The 15,968-nt window shown below is 65.2% G+C and carries 14 protein-coding genes; 12 read left to right on the top strand and 2 right to left on the bottom strand.

Annotation, left to right across the window (positions count from 1 at the left end; genetic code table 11):
- Positions 1-238: 238 nt before the first annotated feature.
- From aceE to lpdA, 3 genes are all read left to right on the top strand, one after another.
- The gene (aceE, locus tag H0X95_RS19875; protein ID WP_006482558.1) at positions 239-2,935 is read left to right on the top strand and encodes a pyruvate dehydrogenase (acetyl-transferring), homodimeric type; all 2,697 of its coding nucleotides are present in this window, start codon (positions 239-241) and stop codon (positions 2,933-2,935) included.
- A 68-nt stretch (positions 2,936-3,003) separates the two neighbouring features.
- The gene (aceF, locus tag H0X95_RS19870) at positions 3,004-4,647 is read left to right on the top strand and encodes a dihydrolipoyllysine-residue acetyltransferase (RefSeq protein WP_059722826.1); all 1,644 of its coding nucleotides are present in this window, start codon (positions 3,004-3,006) and stop codon (positions 4,645-4,647) included.
- Between the two features lie 277 nt (positions 4,648-4,924).
- Positions 4,925-6,694, top strand: coding sequence for a dihydrolipoyl dehydrogenase (gene lpdA, locus H0X95_RS19865; protein ID WP_006481971.1), 1,770 nt, complete (start codon positions 4,925-4,927; stop codon positions 6,692-6,694).
- 198 nt (positions 6,695-6,892) lie between these two features.
- On the opposite strand, the gene H0X95_RS19860 is transcribed toward lpdA, so the two are convergent.
- Positions 6,893-7,459 carry a phasin family protein gene (locus H0X95_RS19860; protein WP_006481973.1) on the bottom strand — a complete coding sequence of 189 codons (567 nt, stop codon included), beginning with the start codon at positions 7,457-7,459 and terminating at the stop codon, positions 6,893-6,895.
- Between the two features lie 287 nt (positions 7,460-7,746).
- Between H0X95_RS19860 and H0X95_RS36190 the strand changes: the two genes are divergently transcribed.
- Together H0X95_RS36190 and pbpG are read left to right on the top strand one after the other, a co-directional pair.
- Positions 7,747-7,881, top strand: coding sequence for a hypothetical protein (locus H0X95_RS36190; protein WP_256858327.1), 135 nt, complete (start codon positions 7,747-7,749; stop codon positions 7,879-7,881).
- 232 nt (positions 7,882-8,113) lie between these two features.
- On the top strand, positions 8,114-9,280 hold the full coding sequence (gene pbpG, locus H0X95_RS19855) for a D-alanyl-D-alanine endopeptidase (protein WP_006481981.1): 1,167 nt from the start codon (positions 8,114-8,116) through the stop codon (positions 9,278-9,280).
- A 113-nt stretch (positions 9,281-9,393) separates the two neighbouring features.
- Here pbpG and H0X95_RS19850 read toward each other — a convergent pair whose 3' ends face one another.
- Complete coding sequence (locus H0X95_RS19850) at positions 9,394-10,203, bottom strand: IclR family transcriptional regulator (RefSeq protein WP_006478384.1); 810 nt, start codon at positions 10,201-10,203, stop codon at positions 9,394-9,396.
- Between the two features lie 183 nt (positions 10,204-10,386).
- Here H0X95_RS19850 and H0X95_RS19845 point away from each other — a divergent pair, with 183 nt between their 5' ends.
- The 7 genes from H0X95_RS19845 to iscU all read left to right on the top strand — a co-directional run bounded on the left by H0X95_RS19845 (position 10,387) and on the right by iscU (position 15,914).
- Positions 10,387-11,109 carry a (Fe-S)-binding protein gene (locus tag H0X95_RS19845; RefSeq protein ID WP_006481974.1) on the top strand — a complete coding sequence of 241 codons (723 nt, stop codon included), beginning with the start codon at positions 10,387-10,389 and terminating at the stop codon, positions 11,107-11,109.
- 34 nt (positions 11,110-11,143) lie between these two features.
- Positions 11,144-12,556: a lactate utilization protein B gene (locus tag H0X95_RS19840; protein ID WP_034201550.1), complete on the top strand. Its 1,413-nt coding sequence runs from the start codon at positions 11,144-11,146 to the stop codon at positions 12,554-12,556.
- A gap of 128 nt (positions 12,557-12,684) precedes the next feature.
- Positions 12,685-12,912 (top strand): hypothetical protein, encoded by a 228-nt coding sequence (locus H0X95_RS19835; RefSeq protein ID WP_006481968.1) that lies wholly within the window; start codon positions 12,685-12,687, stop codon positions 12,910-12,912.
- Positions 12,913-13,013: 101 nt separating this feature from the next.
- Positions 13,014-13,496: a low molecular weight protein-tyrosine-phosphatase gene (locus H0X95_RS19830; RefSeq protein ID WP_006481978.1), complete on the top strand. Its 483-nt coding sequence runs from the start codon at positions 13,014-13,016 to the stop codon at positions 13,494-13,496.
- Between the two features lie 114 nt (positions 13,497-13,610).
- A complete protein-coding gene (gene iscR, locus H0X95_RS19825) occupies positions 13,611-14,150 on the top strand; it encodes a Fe-S cluster assembly transcriptional regulator IscR (RefSeq protein ID WP_006481969.1) in 540 nt (179 codons plus the stop codon).
- Between the two features lie 65 nt (positions 14,151-14,215).
- Positions 14,216-15,439, top strand: a complete 1,224-nt coding sequence (locus H0X95_RS19820; RefSeq protein ID WP_006481979.1) for an IscS subfamily cysteine desulfurase — start codon at positions 14,216-14,218, stop codon at positions 15,437-15,439.
- 67 nt (positions 15,440-15,506) lie between these two features.
- A complete protein-coding gene (gene iscU / locus H0X95_RS19815) occupies positions 15,507-15,914 on the top strand; it encodes a Fe-S cluster assembly scaffold IscU (protein WP_006481982.1) in 408 nt (135 codons plus the stop codon).
- Positions 15,915-15,968: the final 54 nt, after the last annotated feature.

Genomic DNA, 15,968 nt, shown 5'->3' with positions numbered 1-15,968 from the left:
CTATACCGGATATGTTGAACGGAAACGGTTTTGTTCCGACGAGACGTGCCGGAGAGCCCCGAAATATGGGTGCAGCGCAGCAATATTCCGCATTGCGAGAAAAGATCTCACAATTCGAAAATTTTGTTGCGCGGGCCCGTCCACGCTCATTACAATCCGCTGGAGCTTGCCCGCAGCCGGCCGCGTCGCGTCGTCTGCACGAGAGCGATCCTCACATTCCAGGACCCAGGAGACGAGAATGTCCGCTGTACCGAACGAAGTGATGAAATATGTCGCCGCCGAACGTGACGACGACCCGCAAGAAACCGTCGAGTGGCTGGAGTCGCTCGATGGCGTGATCTCCTCCGTGGGCACTGGCCGTGCGCATTACCTGATCGAAAAGCAGATCGAATTCGCCCGCATGCACGGCGAACACCTGCCGTTCTCCGCCAATACCCCGTACATCAACACGATTCCGGTCGAAGCCCAGGCGAAGATTCCGGGCGACCAGGACATCGAGCACCGCATCCGTTCGTACACGCGCTGGAACGCGCTGGCGATGGTGCTGCGCGCAGGCAAGGACACGAACGTCGGCGGCCACATCGCGTCGTTCGCGTCGGCCGCGACGCTCTACGACGTCGGCTACAACCACTTCTGGCACGCAGCGTCCGACCAGCACGGCGGCGATCTCGTGTTCGTGCAGGGCCACTCGTCGCCGGGCGTGTACTCGCGCGCGTTCCTGCTCGGCCGTCTGTCGGAAGAGCAGCTCGACAACTTCCGCCAGGAAGTCGACGGCAAGGGCATCTCGTCGTACCCGCACCCGTGGCTGATGCCGGATTTCTGGCAGTTCCCGACCGTGTCGATGGGTCTCGGCCCGATCATGGCGATCTACCAGGCGCGCTTCATGAAGTACCTGGAGTCGCGCGGCATCGCGAAGACGGAAGGCCGCAAGGTATGGGCGTTCCTCGGCGACGGCGAGACGGACGAGCCGGAATCGCTCGGCGCGATCGGCATGGCGAGCCGCGAGAAGCTCGACAACCTCGTGTTCGTGATCAACTGCAACCTGCAGCGTCTCGACGGCCCGGTGCGCGGCAACGGCAAGATCATCCAGGAACTCGAATCGGAATTCCGCGGCGCCGGCTGGAACGTGATCAAGGTCATCTGGGGCAGCCGCTGGGATGCGCTGTTCGCGCGCGACAAGTCGGGCGCGCTGATGCGCCGCATGATGGAGTGCGTCGACGGCGAATACCAGACGTACAAGTCGGAGTCGGGCGCGTACGTGCGCGAGCACTTCTTCAACACGCCTGAACTGAAGGCGCTGGTCGCCGACTGGTCGGACGACGACATCTGGGCGCTGAACCGCGGCGGTCACGATCCGCACAAGATCTACGCGGCGTTCCACGAAGCCACGAACACGAAGGGCGCGCCGACCGTCATCCTCGCGAAGACCATCAAGGGCTACGGGATGGGCGAGTCGGGCCAGGCGATGAACATCACGCACCAGCAGAAGAAGCTGCCGGTCGAGCAACTGAAGAAGTTCCGTGACCAGTTCCGCCTGCCGATCACCGACGAGCAGATCGCCGACGTGCCGTACCTCAAGTTCGAGGAAGGTTCGAAGGAACTCGAATACATGCGCCAGAAGCGCATGGACCTCGGCGGCTACCTGCCGCACCGCCGCGAGAAGGCGACGTCGCTGCCGGTGCCGGCGCTCGACGCGTTCGAGCCGCTCTTGAAGGGCACGGGCGAAGGCCGCGAGATCTCGACGACGATGGCGTTCGTGCGGATCCTGAACATCCTGCTGAAGGACAAGGCGCTCGGCAAGCGCGTCGTGCCGATCGTCCCGGACGAATCGCGTACGTTCGGCATGGAAGGCCTGTTCCGCCAGATCGGTATCTGGAACCAGGAAGGCCAGAAGTACGTGCCGGAAGATTCCGACCAGCTGATGTTCTACAAGGAATCGCAGACCGGCCAGATCCTGCAGGAAGGCATCAACGAAGCGGGCGGCATGTGCGACTGGATCGCGGCGGCGACGTCGTATTCGACGCACGGCGAGATCATGGTGCCGTTCTACATCTTCTACTCGATGTTCGGCTTCCAGCGGATCGGCGACCTCGCGTGGGCCGCGGGCGACATGCGTTCGCGCGGCTTCCTGCTGGGCGGCACGGCGGGCCGGACGACGCTGAACGGCGAAGGCCTGCAGCACGAAGACGGTCACTCGCTCCTGTGGGCGGCCTCGGTGCCGAACTGCGTGAGCTACGACCCGACGTTCGGCTACGAACTCGCGGTGATCATCCAGGACGGCCTGCGCCGCATGGTGCAGGAGCAGGAAGACGTGTACTACTACATCACGGTGATGAACGAAAACTACGAGCACCCGGCGATTCCGCAGGGCGAGCACGTGGCGGCCGACATCATCAAGGGCATGTACGCGTTCAAGAAGGCCGACGCCGACAAGAAGGCGCCGCGCGTCCAGCTGCTCGGCGCGGGCACGATCTTCAACGAAGTGATCGCCGCCGCCGACCTGCTGAAGAACGACTGGGGCGTCGCCGCTGACCTGTGGAGCGTGCCGAGCTTCACGGAACTCGCGCGCGAAGGCCATGAGGTCGAGCGCTGGAACCTGCTCCATCCGACCGAGGAGCGTCGCCTGTCGCACGTGCAGAAGTGCCTGAAGGACACGCAGGGCCCGGTCATCGCATCGACCGACTACGTCCGTGCGCTGGTCGACCAGATCCGTGGCCAGATCGATCGCCGCTTCGTCGTGCTGGGCACCGACGGCTTTGGCCGTTCGGATACCCGCGAGAAGCTGCGTCACTTCTTCGAGGTCGACCGTCACTGGGTCACCGTCGCCGCGCTCAACGCGCTGGCCGACGAAGGCACGATCGAGCGCAAGGTGGTCGCGGACGCGATCGCCAAGTACAACCTCGATCCGTCCAAGCCCAACCCGATGACCGTTTAACGCACACGCCGTGTGATGCCGCGCGCCGCTCCCGCGAGGAGCGCGCGCGGCCATGGAGACAGAAACAGATGAGTCAAGCGATCGAAGTGAAGGTGCCGGATATCGGCGATTACAAGGACGTGCCGGTCATCGAGATCGGCGTGAAGGTGGGCGATACGGTCGAGCCCGAGCAGTCGCTCGTCACGCTCGAGTCGGACAAGGCGACGATGGACGTGCCGAGCCCGGTCGGCGGCGTCGTGAAGGAAATCAAGGTCAAGGTCGGCGATTCCGTGTCGGAAGGCTCGCTGATCGTCCTGCTCGAAGGCGGCGCAGGCGCCCAGGCGAACGGCGCGGCCGCGCCGGCAGCAGCGCCGGCTCCCGCAGCGGCGCCGGCCGCTGCTGCGCCCGCTGCCGCCCCGGCAGCATCCGACGGCACGCTCGAAGTGAAGGTGCCCGACATCGGCGACTACAAGGACGTTCCGGTGATCGAGATCGGCGTAAAGGTCGGCGACACGGTCGAGAAGGAACAGTCGCTCGTCACGCTCGAATCGGACAAGGCGACGATGGACGTGCCGAGCCCGGCCGCCGGCGTCGTGAAGGACATCAAGGTCAAGGTGGGCGATTCGGTGTCGGAAGGCACGCTGATCGTGCTGCTCGAAGCCGCCGGCGCACCGGCTGCCGCACCGCAGGCCAGCGCACCGGCTCCGGCCGCTGCCGCGCCCGCGCCTGCCGCTGCACCGGCGCCCGCGCCTGCGAAGGCTGCGCCGGCACCGGCAGCCGCCGCCCCGGCCGCCGCGCCGTCGGGCGAATACCGCGCCAGCCACGCATCGCCGTCGGTCCGCAAGTTCGCACGCGAACTCGGCGTCGACGTCGCACGCGTGCAGGGTTCGGGTCCGAAGGGCCGCATTACGAAGGAAGACGTCACGGGCTTCGTGAAGGGCGTGATGACGGGCCAGCGTGCGGCGCCGGGCGCGGCAGCCGCGCCGGCAGGCGGCGGCGAGCTGAACCTGCTGCCGTGGCCGAAGGTCGACTTCTCGAAGTTCGGCCCGTTCGAGGCGAAGCCGCTGTCGCGCATCAAGAAGATCTCGGGCGCGAACCTGCATCGCAACTGGGTGATGATCCCGCACGTCACGAACAACGACGAAGCGGACATCACCGAGCTCGAGGCGCTGCGCGTCCAGCTGAACAAGGAGCACGAAAAGGCGGGCGTGAAGTTCACGATGCTCGCGTTCGTGATCAAGGCAGTCGTCGCCGCGCTGAAGAAATTCCCGACCTTCAACGCGAGCCTCGACGGCGACAACCTCGTGTTCAAGCAGTACTTCCACGTCGGTTTCGCGGCCGATACGCCGAACGGCCTCGTCGTGCCGGTGATCCGCGATGCGGACAAGAAGGGCCTCGTCGACATCGCGAAGGAAATGAGCGACCTGTCGAAGGCCGCGCGCGAAGGCAAGCTGAAGCCGGACCAGATGCAGGGCGGCTGCTTCTCGATCTCGTCGCTCGGCGGGATCGGCGGGACGAACTTCACGCCGATCATCAACGCGCCGGAAGTGGCGATCCTCGGGTTGTCGCGCGGCCAGATGAAGCCGGTGTGGGACGGCAAGCAGTTCGTGCCGCGTCTCATGCTGCCGCTGTCGCTGTCGTATGACCATCGCGTGATCGATGGCGCGGAAGCCGCGCGGTTCAATGCGTATCTCGGCGCGTTGCTCGGCGATTTCCGTCGCATCATTCTTTGATGAGCGGGGAGGTGGCTCGCGGGGGCGTGGGTTTGTTGTTGGTTCTCTACGCCCTTTCGTTGAACCTGTTGCGCTAACGGTCTGCTAGCGTCGCCCCTGCGCGGGGCGGCGGTCACTTTTCTTTGTCTTCCAAAGAAAAGTAACCAAAAGAAAGGCGCGTCCTTGGGCGGACGGCAAAGGTGGTCATGCCCAGGGTTGTGGTTTTTGCCCGGCCGTAGTCAGGTTCTTTCGCGGGTTCCTCCCCCTCTGTCTGCAGTCAATCAAGAAGGGGACAGTCATGAGTCTCATCGAAGTCAAGGTTCCGGATATCGGCGATTTCAGCGGCGTCGATGTCATCGAAGTCAACGTGAAACCCGGCGACGTGATCGAAAAAGAGCAAACGCTCATCACGCTCGAATCCGATAAAGCCTCCATGGAAGTGCCCAGCGACGTCGCCGGCACCGTCAAGGAAGTCAAGGTCAAGGCCGGCGAGAAAGTCTCGCAAGGCACCGTCATCGCCATCGTCGAAGCATCGGCAGGCGCAGCCGCGCCCGCACCCGCGAAAGCACCCGAAGCGCCGAAGGCCGCAGCAGCTGCACCGGCCCCGGCCGCCGCGCCGGCACCCGCGCCGCAAGCCGGCAGCTACAGCGGCGCGGCCGACATAGAGTGCGACATGCTCGTGCTCGGCGCCGGCCCCGGCGGTTACTCGGCCGCGTTCCGCGCGGCCGACCTCGGCATGAAGACCGTGCTCGTCGAACGCTACTCGACGCTCGGCGGCGTGTGCCTGAACGTCGGTTGCATCCCGTCGAAGGCACTGCTGCATACGTCGCTCGTCGTCGAGGAAGCCGCGGCGCTCGCGTCGCACGGCATCACGTTCGGCAAGCCGCAAGTCGATCTCGACAAGCTGCGCGACTTCAAGGGCGGCGTCGTCAAGAAGCTGACGACGGGCCTCGCCGGCATGGCGAAGGCACGCAAGGTCGAAGTGGTCACCGGCGTCGGCGCGTTCGTCGATCCGTTCCACATGGAAGTGCAGGGCGAAAACGGCAAGAAGGTCGTCAAGTTCAAGCAGGCGATCATCGCCGCGGGCTCGCAGGCCGTGAAGCTGCCGTTCATGCCGGAAGACCCGCGCGTCGTCGATTCGACGGGCGCGCTCGAACTGCGCCAATTGCCCAAGCGCATGCTCGTGATCGGCGGCGGCATCATCGGCCTCGAAATGGCCACGGTGTACTCGACGCTCGGCGCCGAGATCGACGTCGTCGAAATGATGGACGGCCTGATGATGGGCGCCGACCGCGATCTCGTGAAGGTCTGGGAAAAGTACAACGCGAAGCGCTTCGGCAACGTGATGCTGAAGACCAAGACGGTCGGCGCGGAAGCGAAGGAAGACGGCATCTACGTGAAGTTCGAGGGCGAGAAGGCGCCGGCGGAAGCGCAGCGCTACGACCTCGTGCTCGTCGCGGTGGGCCGCAGCCCGAACGGCAAGAAGATCGGTGCCGACAAGGCCGGCGTCGCGGTTACGGATCGCGGCTTCATCGAGGTCGACAAGCAGATGCGTACGAACGTGCCGCACATCTTCGCGATCGGCGATATCGTCGGCCAGCCGATGCTCGCGCACAAGGCCGTGCACGAAGGCCACGTTGCCGCGGAAGCCGCGCACGGCGAGAAGGCGTACTTCGACGCGCTGCAGATTCCGTCGGTGGCCTACACCGATCCGGAAGTGGCGTGGGCCGGCAAGACGGAAGACCAGTGCAAGGCCGAAGGCATCAAGTACGGTAAGGCCGTGTTCCCGTGGGCCGCTTCGGGCCGCGCGATCGCGAACGGCCGCGACGAAGGTTTCACGAAACTGATCTTCGACGAGGAAACCCATCGCGTGATCGGCGGCGCGATCGTCGGCCTGAACGCGGGCGATCTGATCAGCGAAGTGTGCCTCGCGGTCGAGATGGGCGCGGACGCGGAAGACATCGGCAAGACGATCCATCCGCACCCGACGCTCGGCGAATCGGTCGGCATGGCCGCCGAGCTGTACGAAGGCGTCTGTACGGACCTGCCGCCGCAGCGCAAGAAGTAACGCGAACGGCGCGGCCGGCCACGTGCCGGCCCGGAAAAAACGCCGCCGCCCGGATCATCCGGGCGGCGGCGTTTTCTTTGGTGTGCGCGCGACAGGCTAGAAGGCGGAGCGCCGTTGCCGCTCGCCCACGCCCCCATGTTCCGGCGCCAGAAACGAAAAAGCCGCGCTGGGCGCGGCTCTTTCAGGAGCAGGGGACGCTTACGCGGCCGGCTTGCTCGAACGACGTGCGGCAGCGGCGGTGGCAGCCTTCGTTGCGACGGCAGCAGCGGCGTTGAAGTTCGTTTCAGCGATTTCGACCGCTTGCTTCGTGGCCTTCTGAACCGTTTCGTACGTGGTGTTCGCAGCGTTCAGTGCCGACTTCAGTGCGGCGACAGCCGTTTCCGAACCGGCCGGGGCGTTCTTCGCGACGTTGTCGACGAGCGCCTGGACCTTCTTGTTCTGCTCTTCGAATTGCGCTTCGGCAACCTTCGCGAACTCGGCTTGCGTCGACGATGCGATTTCGTACAGGTGACGGCCGTACGACAGCACCTTTTCCGCGACCGGCTGCGACAGGCTCGCCTGCAGCGCGATCAGTTCCTGCGCGTCCTTCACCGACAGCAGACGCTGCGCGTTTTCCTGGCCCTCGGCCAGCGTCGACTTCACGACCTGCAGGTTGAGTTCGATCAGCTTTTCGACGCCTTCGAACGCCTTGGTCGTCAGACCGAACAGGCTTTCGAGGTTGGCTTTCTGGGCGGCGGCGATTTGCTCGGGGGTCAGCAAGGACATGTCAAGCTCCTGAAAAGCGATCGCGTCGATCGCAGGGTAAAGGGCACTACGCTGGGGAACTTCGGCGATGCGTGCTTTGTGCAACGCAGCAATGAGGCCTATTTTAGGGCAGAGAAAACGGATGTCAAGTATTTTTTGTGCGTTGCACAATCGCGACAAATTATCGATAAAACAACGAGTTATCGTAGCGGTTCGGAATCGGTTTCAGGCTTGTTCCCAGATGGTGCGCACGACGGCGGGGCAAGCGCGCCGCACCATGATCACGCACAGGTAAACCTGACAGGCCCATGGAACGTTATCCTTCTGTTCCTGTCGAAAAGCGCGCCGTTTCGATGCGCGTGCCGTGGCGACGTGCCGCCGCCACGGTCGAGACCGGCGCCTTTGGCACGCCGAGCGCCGGATACGTACTTTCCCCGCTTTAAATTGCCTCCGAAGTGACGTTATCTCAATTAACCGTGTGGTAATCGGGAGACGGGCGCTGTCGGGCAGTGCATCCCATGGATTTTTTCGATGGGAGCGGAAGGGTCGATTGGCCGGAGGTTGGCCGACCCTTACATTCCGGTTTAACGACGATCGGTAAGTGCCTAATATTGCTCTTTTTTTCAGCTTTAACTACACTTGCGGAAACCTCCCGCCCGCTTTGTCCAGACCCCAATGAAAGCCGAATCGTTTTCACCGCGCAGATTGTTGCAGAGCATGACGCTCGGCACGGCTGTGTCGGTCGCAGTCGCGTTGCTGGCGACCACCGCGTCCGTCACGCCTGCCGATGCCTTCGCCGCCACTGCGAAGACCCAAGCCGCCAAGAAAAAAGCCGTCGCTCCTGCTTCGTCAGCGAAGAAGAAGTCGGCCAAGGCGACCCCCGATAAATCCGCCAAGGTCGCCGCGGCCGATGCGCCGCGCGCGAAAGCGTCGCGAAAGCGCGTGACGCTTGCGGCGAACAACGTGCACGGCGGCCATCGCGGCGCGGTGCGCAAGGTCGCGTTCCAGCCGCGCCGTCCGACGGTCGGCCAGGCGTTCGGCCTGCACGACACGCCCGACGCGCTCGCGCTGCGCTCCAGCGTCGCGTACGTCGTCGACCAGAATTCCGGCGAGCCGCTGTTCGACAAGAATTCGCACGCGGTCGTGCCGATCGCGTCGATCTCGAAGCTGATGACGGCGATGGTCGTGCTCGACTCGAAGTCGCCGATGACCGACCAGCTCGAAGTCACCGACGAAGACCGCGACTACGAGAAGGGCACGGGCTCGCGCCTGTCGGTCGGCTCGGTGCTGTCGCGCGAGGACATGCTGCACATCGCGCTGATGGCGTCGGAAAACCGCGCGGCCGCCGCGCTGTCGCGTTATTACCCGGGCGGCCGTCCGGCGTTCATCGCGGCGATGAACGCGAAGGCGAAGTCGCTCGGCATGACCGATACGCACTTCGAGAATTCGACCGGCCTGTCGAGCTCGAACGTGTCGAGCGCGCGCGATCTCGTGAAGATGGTCAATGCGGCGTACCAGTACCCGATGATCCGCCAGTTCTCGACCGATCGCACCTACGAGGTGTACACGGGCAAGCGCAACCTGGTCTACAACAGCACCAACGCGCTGATCCGCGGCAACGGCTCGTGGGACATCGGCCTGCAGAAGACGGGCTTCATCAACGAAGCGGGCGAATGCCTGGTGATGCAGGCGACGATCCACGGCCGGCCGATGGTGATGGTGCTGCTCGATTCGTTCGGCAAGTACTCGCGCTTCGCCGACGCGTCGCGCTTGCGCAACTGGCTCGATGCCGGCGGCGGCGAACGCCTGACGGCGGCCAACACGCCGAGCGGCGGCACCTGATCGTGTGCGGCGGTTCGCCGCCGTATCGATCGCCGCAACGAAAAAGCCCCGCAATCGCGGGGCTTTTTTCGTCCGGCGACACACCGGAGCGGGAACCGGGCCGACGGCGCGGCTTACGCCTGCCGTTGCAACCCGTCCACGTCCTTCTCGGGCGCCGGCCGGTAGCCGAGCGATTCCGAGATGGTGAGCGCCGTGCGGCTCAACTGGCCGAGCCACGCGTCCTGCAGGCGGTCGGCCGGCGCCGACAGCGACAGGCCCGCGACGAGCTTGCCCGAATCGTCGTAGATGCCGGCCGCGATACAGCGCACGCCGAGCTCGAGCTCCTCGTTGTCGCGCGCGCACGATTGCTGGCGGACGATCGTCAGCTCGCGCTCGAGCTTCGCGATGTCGGTGATGCTGTTCTGCGTATGGCCGGACAGCCCCGTGCGCGTCGCATAGGCACGCACGCGCGACGTTTCGTCGGCCGCGAGGAACAGCTTGCCGACCGACGTGAGGTGCAGCGGCGCGCGGCCGCCGATCGCGCGGACGACCTGCATGCCCGAGCGCTCGGAGTACGCGCGCTCGATATAGACGATCTCGTCGCCCTGGCGCACCGACAGGTTCACGGTCTGCCCGGTGAGGCGGTGCAACTCGCGCATCGGCATCAGCGCCGCATCGCGCACCGACAGGCGCGCCTTCACGAGATTGCCGAGCTCGAGCAGCCGCATGCCGAGGCGGTAGGTGCCGGGATCGGAGCGGTCGACCAGGCGGCAGGTCACCATGTCGTTGAGGATGCGGTGCGCGGTCGACGGGTGCAGCTCCGTGCGCTGCGCAAGTTCCTTCAGGCTGACCGGGTCACTGTGCGCGGCGAGCGCGTCCAGCAACCGCATCATGCGTTCGATCACCTGGATCGACGTTTTTGAATCCGGGGTGGGTTGGCTCATGTCGGGGGAGGAATCGGTTGACGCGTCAAGCGGTGTTGCAACGATTGTATCTCGTATTGTGAAAAAAGCGAACGCCGTTCGAGGAAGTCCTCGTTTCGCGCAGTGCGGGCTTGCGCGCGGGCCGGCGTTGGTCTTGCTGGCCAAACGTCGGATAATGAGAGCCGTTTTCTCGAAGGAGCACGTATGCGAGTCGGTTTGTTCGTCACCTGCCTGGTCGACCTGATGCGCCCCGAAATCGGCTTTTCGGCGCTCAAGCTGATTCGCGACGCCGGCTACGAGGTGATCGTGCCGCCCGCGCAGACCTGCTGCGGCCAGCCGGCCTACAACTCGGGCGACCGTGCGCTCGCGCGCGATCTCGCGGAAAAGACGCTGCGCGAGTTCGAGCAGTTCGATTACGTCGTCGCGCCGTCGGGTTCGTGCGGCGGGATGATCCGCGCGCACTACGGCGACCTGTTCCGCGACGACCCCGAACTGATGGGGCGCTACACGCGATTCCAGCAGAAAGTCCACGAACTGACCGATTTCCTCGCGAACGTCGCGAAGGTGTCGCTCGCGCCGGGCGAATTCGCCGGGCCGGTCACCTATCACGATTCATGCTCGGGCCTGCGCGAGCTCGGCGTGAAGGCGCAGCCGCGCGCGCTGCTCGCGCAGCGCGGCGTCGCGGTGACCGAGATGAAGGATTGCGAGCACTGTTGCGGCTTCGGCGGCACGTTCGCGGTCAAGTACGGCGACATCTCGGCGGCCATCGCGGACGAGAAATGCGCGAACGTGCGCGCGTCGGGCGCGGGCACCGTCGTGCTCGGCGATCTCGGCTGCATGCTGAACATCGAAGGGCGGTTGCGCCGCACCGGCGACCGCGACACGCGCGTGCTGCACGTCGCGCAGGTGCTGGCGGGCGACGTCTGACGCCCGGTTCCGCTCACTTTTCCCCGATACCGCGATGCAAGTCCAATCGATGCATTTCAAGGCGCGCGCCGGCCAGAAGCTGGCCGACCAGCGCCTGCAGCAGAACCTGAAGAAGCTGTCGACGAAGTTCGTGTCCGCCCGCGCCGACGCGATGACCCTGATCGACTTCCCGGCCACGCGCGCCGCGCTCAAGGCGCGCCGCAACCGCGCGCTCGAGCATCTCGACGTGTGGCTCGAGGCATTCGAGCGCGAGGCGACGCGGCGCGGCACGACGGTCCTGTTCGCCGAGACGACCGCGGACGCCGCGCGGCTCGTGGCCGACATCGCGCGCCGGCACGACGTGAAGAAGGTCATCAAGACCAAGTCGATGGTGTCCGAGGAAATGCGCCTGAACGCGGTGCTCGCGGAGATGGGCGTGCAGTCGATCGAGACGGACCTCGGCGAATACATCCTGCAGATCAACGACAACGAGCCGCCGAGCCACATCATTGCGCCCGTCGTGCACAAGGACAAGGACGAGATCGCCGACCTGTTCGCGCGCACGCACCGGCGTGAGCGGCTCACCGAGATTCCGGACATGACGCGCGAGGCGCGCGAGGTGCTGCGCCCGCATTTCATGTCGGCCGACATGGGCGTGACGGGCGGCAATTTCGTGATCGCGGAGACGGGCTCGGTCGCGATCGTGACGAACGAAGGGAACGAGGGCATGTGCACGGTCATGCCGCGCGTGCATGTTGCGGTGACGGGCATCGAGAAGGTGCTGCCGACGCTCGAGGATCTCGCGACCGCGATGCGGCTGCTGCCGCGCTCCGCAACCGGGCAGAAGACGTCGAACTACTTCTCGCTGCTGACCGGGCCGCGCGGGCCGGGCGACGAGGACGGCCCCGAGCACAACTACGTGGTGCTCGTCGACGGCGGCCGCACCGGCCTGATCGGCGGCGAATTCCAGGAGATGCTGCGCTGCATCCGCTGCGGCGCGTGCATGAACCATTGCCCGGTGTACCAGAAGGTCGGCGGTCATGCGTACGGCTGGGTCTATCCGGGGCCGATGGGCTCGGTGCTGACGCCGAGCTACGTCGGGCTCGACCGCACGCTCGACCTGCCGCAGGCCGCGACGCTGTGCGGCGAATGCGACAGCGTCTGTCCGGCCGGGATTCCGTTGTCGCACCTGCTGCGCACGCTGCGCGAGAAGCAGGTCGAGCGCCATCTGCGGCCCTGGCGCGAGCGGGCGGCGCTCGCCGCGTGGGGTTTCTTCGCCCGGCGGCCGATGCTGTATGCGCTGACGACCAAGCTCGCGGTGCGCATCCTCGAACGGTTGGGCGACAACGGCGGCACGTTGCGGCGCCTGCCGATGATGGGCGGCTGGATGGACACGCGCGACATGCCGACGCCGACCGGGCGCACGTTCCGCGAGCTGTACGCGGCGTCGCAAAGTCACCTCGGCTGACACTGTTCAGCGGGCAGCAACAGTGCGTTCGCTATTTGTATATTTATCTCGATAGATGCGGTCTATAGAATCTCGTCTGTAGTCCCCGGAATTGGGTTTCGGGGTACGAGGTCAAGGAGGTCCGCATCATGAAAAAGACAATATCGATGTACTGGCCGCTGGCAATCGTGGTTCCGCTGGCAGCGGTTGCCTATCTGCATGCGACGGCCGGTGCGCCGTCGCGCGGCCCGCTCGCGGTTCACCAGGCGTCCGCCGAACTGGCGCGCGCGGTGTCGTTCGGGCTGGTCGGCGACGCGGCGACGCCGCTGCCGGCGGCATCCGGCGAGATTGCGCTCGCTGCGCCGAAGGCGCTGTAAGGCATGGCGCCGTCGCTTGGCGCGGCGGCGCGATTCCGGTCGCCTTTGTATAATGGCGTGTTCTTCTCCCACGCGGTCCGCCGCGGCTTTCCGATAGTGCGATGACCCGCGTTGCGATCTGTTTCGTCTGTCTCGGCAACATCTGCCGTTCGCCCACCGCGGAAGGGGTGATGCGCCACCAGGTCGACGCGGCCGCGCTGGCCGACCGGATCGCGATCGATTCGGCCGGCACCGGCGACTGGCACGTGGGCGAGCCGCCCGATACGCGCGCGCAGGCGGCCGCCCGGAGCCGCGGCTACGATCTGTCGGCGCTGCGCGCGCGGCAGGTGAGCGCGGCGGATTTCGAGCGGTTCGATCTGCTGCTCGCGATGGACGAGGCGAATCTCGCCGAACTGCGCCGCCGTTGCCCGCCGCAGCATCGCGACAAGGTGCGTCTGCTGATGGAGTTCGCGCCGGGCGCGACCGAAACCGAAGTGGCCGATCCGTATTTCGGCGGTGCGCAGGGCTTCGAACAGGTGCTCGACCAGGTCGAGCGCGCGTGCGCGGGCCTGCTGGAGACGCTCCGGGCCCGCACGGCGCGCTGATCGCACGGTATTCAGCGGTCTGCGAATACCCTTTCAAAGACATGGATACTTGACTAAAAACGTCAAATATTTATACTTGACCAAAATCGTCAAGATTGCAGTCCCCTAGACACCATGAGACTCACCACCAAAGGCCGTTTCGCCGTCACGGCGATGATTGACTTGGCACTGCGCCAGGAGCAGGGCCCGGTGACGCTTGCAGGCATCAGCCAGCGCCAGCGGATTTCGCTCTCGTATCTCGAACAGCTGTTCGGCAAGCTGCGCAGGCATGAAATCGTCGAATCCGTGCGCGGCCCGGGCGGCGGCTACAACCTCGCGCGTCGCGCGCAGGACGTCACCGTTGCCGACATCATCATCGCGGTCGATGAACCGCTCGACGCCACGCAGTGCGGCGGCAAAGGCACGTGCGACGGCTCGAAGCAGCCCGACGGCCATTGCATGACGCACGAGCTGTGGTCGACGCTGAACCAGAAGATGGTCGAATACCTCGATTCGGTGTCGCTGCAGGATCTCGTCGATCAGCAGCGCGCACGCGAGGGCGCCCCCGCGGTGCTGCGCGATCGTCGCGCGCCCGAGCCCGTCGCCGCACCGGCCGAGCCCGCGCGCACGATGCCGCTCGGCCCCAATTCGGTGTTCAACATCGCGAGTTCGTGAGCGCGAAGGCGCCCGCCATACCCCATAACGCACATAGTCCCTGCACAGAATACCCGGAGCGACAGATGACCCAAGAGACTCTCCACCTGCCCATCTATATGGATTACAGCGCGACGACGCCGGTCGATCCGCGCGTGGTCGACAAGATGGTGCCGTACCTGCGCGAGCAGTTCGGCAACCCGGCGTCGCGCAGCCACGCCTATGGCTGGGACGCGGAGCGTGCGGTCGAGGAAGCACGCGAGCAAGTGGCCGCGCTCGTGAACGCGGATCCGCGCGAGATCATCTGGACGTCCGGCGCCACCGAGTCGGACAACCTCGCGATCAAGGGCGCCGCGAACTTCTACAAGGGCAAGGGCAAGCACATCATCACGGTGAAGACCGAGCACAAGGCCGTGCTCGATACGTGCCGCGAGCTCGAGCGCGACGGTTTCGAAGTCACCTACCTCGACGTGAAGGATGACGGCCTGATCGATCTCGACGTGTTCAAGGCCGCGCTGCGCCCGGACACGATCCTCGTGTCGGTGATGCACGTGAACAACGAGATCGGCGTGATCCAGGACATCGAGACGATCGGCGAGATCTGCCGCGAGAAGGGCATCGTGTTCCACGTCGATGCCGCGCAGTCGACCGGCAAGGTTGCGATCGATCTCGCGAAGCTGAAGGTCGACCTGATGTCGTTCTCGGCCCACAAGACCTACGGCCCGAAGGGCATCGGTGCGCTGTACGTGCGTCGCAAGCCGCGCGTGCGCATCGAGGCGCAGATGCACGGCGGCGGCCACGAACGCGGCATGCGTTCGGGCACGCTGCCGACGCACCAGATCGTCGGCATGGGCGAAGCGTTCCGTATCGCCCGCGAGGAAATGGCGACCGAGAACGAGCGCATCCGCATGCTGCGCGACAAGCTGCTGCGCGGCCTGTCGCAGATCGAGGAAACCTACGTGAACGGCGACATGGATCACCGTGTCCCGCACAACCTGAACATCAGCTTCAACTTCGTCGAAGGCGAGTCGCTGATCATGGCGATCAAGGACGTCGCGGTGTCGTCGGGCTCCGCGTGCACGTCGGCGTCGCTGGAGCCGTCGTACGTGCTGCGTGCGCTCGGCCGCAACGACGAACTCGCGCACAGCTCGATCCGCTTCACGGTCGGCCGCTTCACGACGGAGCAGGAAGTCGACTTCGTGATCGATCTGCTGAACAGCAAGATCGCGAAGCTGCGCGAACTGTCGCCGCTCTGGGAAATGCACCAGGAAGGCATCGATCTGTCGACGATCGAATGGGCCGCACACTGATACCGCATTGAATGCAACCGCGGGCGGATTGACGCACGCAGACGTAACGAGTCAAGGAGTCTGAGTCATGTCTTACAGCAACAAGGTTCTGGATCACTACGAAAACCCGCGCAACGTCGGTTCGTTCGCGAAGGACGACGACACGGTTGGCACGGGCATGGTCGGCGCGCCGGCTTGCGGCGACGTGATGAAGCTGCAGATCCGCGTCGGCGCGGACGGCGTGATCGAAGACGCGAAGTTCAAGACCTACGGTTGCGGTTCGGCGATCGCATCGAGCTCGCTCGTCACCGAATGGGTGAAGGGCAAGACGCTCGACGAGGCACTGTCGATCAAGAACACGCAGATCGCCGAGGAACTCGCGCTGCCGCCGGTGAAGATTCACTGCTCGATCCTCGCGGAAGACGCGATCAAGGCAGCCGTGGCCGACTACAAGAAGCGCCACGACACCAAGGAAGGCGATCAGGCAGCAGCCTGAGCGGCACCGAGCGGCTAGGGAAGGAAACGCGGTGCCTCCGGGTGGGGCGCCGCG

It is taken from the genome of Burkholderia sp. 9779_493 (assembly GCF_015712215.1).
GTDB lineage: Bacteria > Pseudomonadota > Gammaproteobacteria > Burkholderiales > Burkholderiaceae > Burkholderia > Burkholderia cenocepacia.
Note: the sequence above shows the minus strand (reverse complement) of the source record. Positions and strands in the feature narration are given on the sequence as shown.

Coding starts and splice junctions, on each gene's coding strand:
- H0X95_RS19850 (WP_006478384.1), bottom strand. CDS start 10,203: ATGAGCCAACCCACCCCGGATTCAAAAACGTCGATCCAGGTGATCGAA.
- pbpG (WP_006481981.1), top strand. CDS start 8,114: ATGAAAGCCGAATCGTTTTCACCGCGCAGATTGTTGCAGAGCATGACG.
- H0X95_RS19830 (WP_006481978.1), top strand. CDS start 13,014: ATGACCCGCGTTGCGATCTGTTTCGTCTGTCTCGGCAACATCTGCCGT.
- H0X95_RS19835 (WP_006481968.1), top strand. CDS start 12,685: ATGAAAAAGACAATATCGATGTACTGGCCGCTGGCAATCGTGGTTCCG.
- H0X95_RS19845 (WP_006481974.1), top strand. CDS start 10,387: ATGCGAGTCGGTTTGTTCGTCACCTGCCTGGTCGACCTGATGCGCCCC.
- H0X95_RS36190 (WP_256858327.1), top strand. CDS start 7,747: ATGGAACGTTATCCTTCTGTTCCTGTCGAAAAGCGCGCCGTTTCGATG.
- iscR (WP_006481969.1), top strand. CDS start 13,611: ATGAGACTCACCACCAAAGGCCGTTTCGCCGTCACGGCGATGATTGAC.
- aceF (WP_059722826.1), top strand. CDS start 3,004: ATGAGTCAAGCGATCGAAGTGAAGGTGCCGGATATCGGCGATTACAAG.
- iscU (WP_006481982.1), top strand. CDS start 15,507: ATGTCTTACAGCAACAAGGTTCTGGATCACTACGAAAACCCGCGCAAC.
- H0X95_RS19820 (WP_006481979.1), top strand. CDS start 14,216: ATGACCCAAGAGACTCTCCACCTGCCCATCTATATGGATTACAGCGCG.
- H0X95_RS19860 (WP_006481973.1), bottom strand. CDS start 7,459: ATGTCCTTGCTGACCCCCGAGCAAATCGCCGCCGCCCAGAAAGCCAAC.
- aceE (WP_006482558.1), top strand. CDS start 239: ATGTCCGCTGTACCGAACGAAGTGATGAAATATGTCGCCGCCGAACGT.
- H0X95_RS19840 (WP_034201550.1), top strand. CDS start 11,144: ATGCAAGTCCAATCGATGCATTTCAAGGCGCGCGCCGGCCAGAAGCTG.
- lpdA (WP_006481971.1), top strand. CDS start 4,925: ATGAGTCTCATCGAAGTCAAGGTTCCGGATATCGGCGATTTCAGCGGC.